This window comes from Robiginitalea sp. (assembly GCF_049588695.1).
Classification (GTDB): Bacteria; Bacteroidota; Bacteroidia; order Flavobacteriales; family Flavobacteriaceae; genus Robiginitalea.
This window is the reverse complement of sequence record NZ_JBAVZJ010000418.1, coordinates 1-3414: the sequence shown is the minus strand read 5'-3', so window position 1 is coordinate 3414 and position 3414 is coordinate 1. Positions and strand designations below refer to the sequence as shown.

The 3414-nt window shown below is 47.3% G+C and carries 6 protein-coding genes; 3 read left to right on the top strand and 3 right to left on the bottom strand.

The window, feature by feature from the left end:
• The coding region (locus WBV75_RS09825) for a DUF2752 domain-containing protein (protein WP_424120444.1) at window positions 1-277 on the bottom strand (277 nt) is incomplete at its 3' end.
• 49 nt (window positions 278-326) lie between these two features.
• On the opposite strand from WBV75_RS09825, the gene WBV75_RS09820 reads away from it, so the two are divergent.
• Both WBV75_RS09820 and WBV75_RS09815 read left to right on the top strand, forming a co-directional pair.
• The gene (locus tag WBV75_RS09820; protein WP_424120443.1) at window positions 327-527 is read left to right on the top strand and encodes a hypothetical protein; all 201 of its coding nucleotides are present in this window, start codon (window positions 327-329) and stop codon (window positions 525-527) included.
• Window positions 514-1065 (top strand): Smr/MutS family protein, encoded by a 552-nt coding sequence (locus tag WBV75_RS09815; RefSeq protein WP_424120442.1) that lies wholly within the window; start codon window positions 514-516, stop codon window positions 1063-1065. The genes WBV75_RS09820 and WBV75_RS09815 overlap by 14 nt, the downstream gene beginning before the upstream one ends.
• Here WBV75_RS09815 and WBV75_RS09810 read toward each other — a convergent pair.
• Window positions 1062-1568 (bottom strand): hypothetical protein, encoded by a 507-nt coding sequence (locus tag WBV75_RS09810; RefSeq protein ID WP_424120441.1) that lies wholly within the window; start codon window positions 1566-1568, stop codon window positions 1062-1064. The two genes, WBV75_RS09815 and WBV75_RS09810, sit on opposite strands and share 4 nt — an antisense overlap.
• 103 nt (window positions 1569-1671) lie before the next feature.
• Here WBV75_RS09810 and WBV75_RS09805 point away from each other — a divergent pair, with 103 nt between their 5' ends.
• Window positions 1672-2820 carry a cysteine desulfurase family protein gene (locus WBV75_RS09805; RefSeq protein ID WP_424120440.1) on the top strand — a complete coding sequence of 383 codons (1149 nt, stop codon included), beginning with the start codon at window positions 1672-1674 and terminating at the stop codon, window positions 2818-2820.
• Between the two features lie 84 nt (window positions 2821-2904).
• On the opposite strand, the gene WBV75_RS09800 is transcribed toward WBV75_RS09805, so the two are convergent.
• A partial coding sequence (locus WBV75_RS09800) for a hypothetical protein (RefSeq protein WP_424120439.1) occupies window positions 2905-3414 on the bottom strand: 510 nt, incomplete at its 5' end.

Here is a 3414-nt window from a genome sequence, read left to right as displayed (position 1 = left end):
CGAGTATACTGAAGACAGTAAGTCCGGCCAGCCCTATCGTGATCGTATTTGCTTTTTTGAAGAAAACAAACCGGTTGAGCGCCAGGAATCCAAAAAGGGCCATCATAGGAAACAGGGCAGGGTACATCTGAAAAGAAGCGACCAGGTCGCCTTTGAGAAGCAATACTATGGACCGTTGAAGGCCACAGCCCGGACAATCGATCCCAAATACCTGTTTGCTGATACAGGGCAGCATGTAGCGCTCCGGAAGCAATAAAAGTAAAATAGGGTGATACATGTATTGAAAACTCGGTTCGTTTCCCGAAAAATACTATTATTTTTAAGCAATGAAAATAAAAAAGGGGATTAATTACACCATGGTTTTCGCAGGGGCACTTCTCCTGTTTACAGCCTCCTTTCTGGAATATCCTGAGATTGGTCTCGGGTCGGGTTTTATACTTTTAATGGCGGGGGTTTACCGAATTTCCCTGAGAACCGGGGACGCGCTCAGGGCGCATTCTGATAACAGTAGTGATGAGTCGATTTAAGGCGGGAGACAGGGTGCAGTTGATGGATGAACTCACCTCGGGAATCGTAGTTTCGGTGACCGCGGAGAATGTGAAGTTCAGGACACCAGAGGGTTTTGTGCTGGAAGCAGAACAGGGCAATCTCGTACTTCTGCCCTCAGATGAATCCACTTTTCTTGGGAATAGTGATTTCAGTGCCGTTTTAAAAGAATCAGATACAAAACCCTCAGGAGGGAAAAAGCCCGGGCGCAGACAGAAATACGTACCGCCTATGGAGGTTGACCTACATATTGAAAAGCTCGTACCTTCCGTTCGCGGGTTAAACACCATCGATATTTTAAACTATCAACTGGACGCTGCACGGGGGCAGTTGGAGTTTGCGCTGCGCAAGAGGATACAGCGAATTGTTTTTATTCACGGAGTGGGGCAGGGTGTACTGAAGCAGGAACTTCGGACGTTGTTCCGCAGGTATGAAGGACTTGAAGTAAACGATGCGGATCCCAGAAAATACGGTATGGGGGCTACTGAGGTATATGTAACACAGTTGGGCTTCCGCTAGTTTGCGGAGGTCACAAAACTTCCAAACTCATCCACCGAAATATTCGTAAGTCGTTCCCCGGCATCGTTGACAAAGGAAACATTTTTCAGTCGGATGACGTGCTCGAATTCTGTGGTATCCGTTTCGCTTTGGGTAGTAAAGATAAGGACTTCACCTGCCTGTCCTGGAATTTCCTCAAGCACACCCGGGGTAACCGGGGGAACTGCGTCACAGAAATAAGATGAGCTCACGGCATCGTCAAAGAGGCGATACCGAACCTGGGACCCTCCGGGAATGGCACTTCTAAGGGTATCATTGGAAGGTTCATTTCGGATAAGCCCATTATCGAGATTCAGGATTAGTGCGTCAAATTCGTTTAACTTAAAAAATAATTCGGTTTGGGTTGTCGCCGAACCGCAAAAGTCTAACGCCACCTCGTCAAAATCTATGGTCTCGATCTGAAGTTCACCATCAGAACACCCGATAAGGCCTAGGAATACAAGAATAAGGATGCCTTTTCTCACGAGGCCAAAGTTAAGAGAAAGGCAGGGTTATCCACTAATCATTTGGTGGATTTTAGTTCTTTTTCCATTGAAACGGTTATTTTTGAGGCTATTGTTCCTGCTTATGAAACACGTATATCTAGATAACGCGGCTACGACCCCCTTGCGGGAGGAAGTCATTACCAACATGCACGAGGCCCTTTGTGAATGCTTTGGAAATCCTTCGTCATCACATGCCTTTGGAAGGGCGGCAAAAACAGGTATTGAACAAGCCCGAAAAGGCATTGCGGCCCAGTTGAATGCACAACCGGGAGAAATTGTTTTTACATCCGGGGGTACCGAAGCGGATAATATGATTCTCAGATGTGCTGTGCGGGATCGGGGGGTAAAAACCCTGATTACGTCTAAAATCGAACATCACGCGGTGTTACACACGGCCGAAGCACTGGCTGAAGAGTACGACGTTTCCCTGAAGTACATCCCCCTGGATGCGGATGGGAACCCCGATCTTGGGGCTCTGGAAGAAGTTTTGGCTTCTGATGACTCCTCCAAACTAGTGAGCTTGATGCACGTGAATAACGAGATTGGAAACCTGTTGGATTTAGAAGCCGTCGGTGCCCTATGCCGACAGTACAACGCCTTGTTTCATTCAGACACAGTGCAGTCCATCGGGCACTTCCCATGGGATTTGGAGCAGATCCCGGTTGATTTTTTGACCGCCGCAGCCCATAAATTCCACGGTCCAAAAGGTATTGGTTTTGCCTACGTCCGCAAGAATAGCGGTCTCAAACCCCTGATTGTAGGAGGTGCTCAGGAACGGGGATTCCGGGCGGGTACGGAACCCTATCACAATATTATGGGCTTGAAAACCGCTTTTGAGAAAGCCTATGAGCATTTGGAGGCGGAGCGGAAATACGTCTCAGGGTTGAAGTCTCATTTTATAAAAAGGATTACCGAGGCGCTCCCGGGGGTTGTGTTTAATGGGTTATCCGGAGACATGCTCCGAAGCACCTATACCCTTGTGAATGTGCGCCTTCCTTTTGACCCTGCCAAAAGCCAGCTCTTGCTTTTCCACCTGGATTTGAAAGGTGTTGCTTGCTCCAAGGGAAGTGCTTGTCAGTCCGGGAGTGACGCCGGTTCGCATGTCCTCAATGAAATCCTGAGTCCTGAGGCTTTAAAGCAACCTTCACTCCGGTTTTCGTTTTCCCATTACAATACCCTTGAAGAAGTGGATTATACGGTAGATGTTTTAGAAGAATTTGCGAATTCCTGACAAGGAGCGACACTGAAAGACCTGTATTTAATTCTTAAACCGTTTTAAGCGTCATTCCTGGAATTTTCGCCGACGCTTTAAGTCCTAGCCCTTCCTTAGGTTTTCTTTGTCATAGGGAAATTTCCGGGCCGCCTTTTTCATCATTTTATCGATAAGGTCATCTGTGTTTTTTCCGGATTTTCGGTTGATCTCCTGTTCGTATTTCCAGAGTAATTTCCCCGAGTCCCCATCGCTAATTTTAATGCCAATCCGCCCGTAGTCAGCATCTCCTATAATGTAATCCAGAAAGCTCAATTCAGTGGGCACCCCATTGGAGAGCAGGATATTTACATCCAGGTTACCACTGACAATTCCGTCAACACCCAAAACTTCTGAGAGTTCCCGTATGGTATACCGGTCGATATTCTGAAATGATATTTCATTTTTAGCCAAAAGGGCGTTTGTGTCTTCGCTGTTTTGAAAACTCACGGTAAACTTTTTTTTCTTTTTACCCCGGCCGAAATAGGTCTCCAGGGCATCCTGTACAGCGTAGCCCTCCTGTTGTTCAAGCCTGCGGACTTCTGAGGGCGCTACTTCCTCCCCCAAATCCAGATT

What these genes read in the sequence shown, in the direction of transcription:
- WBV75_RS09820 (WP_424120443.1), top strand. Translation starts at nt 327, where the DNA reads ATGAAAATAAAAAAGGGGATTAATTACACCATGGTTTTCGCAGGGGCA.
- WBV75_RS09815 (WP_424120442.1), top strand. Translation starts at nt 514, where the DNA reads ATGAGTCGATTTAAGGCGGGAGACAGGGTGCAGTTGATGGATGAACTC.
- WBV75_RS09805 (WP_424120440.1), top strand. Translation starts at nt 1,672, where the DNA reads ATGAAACACGTATATCTAGATAACGCGGCTACGACCCCCTTGCGGGAG.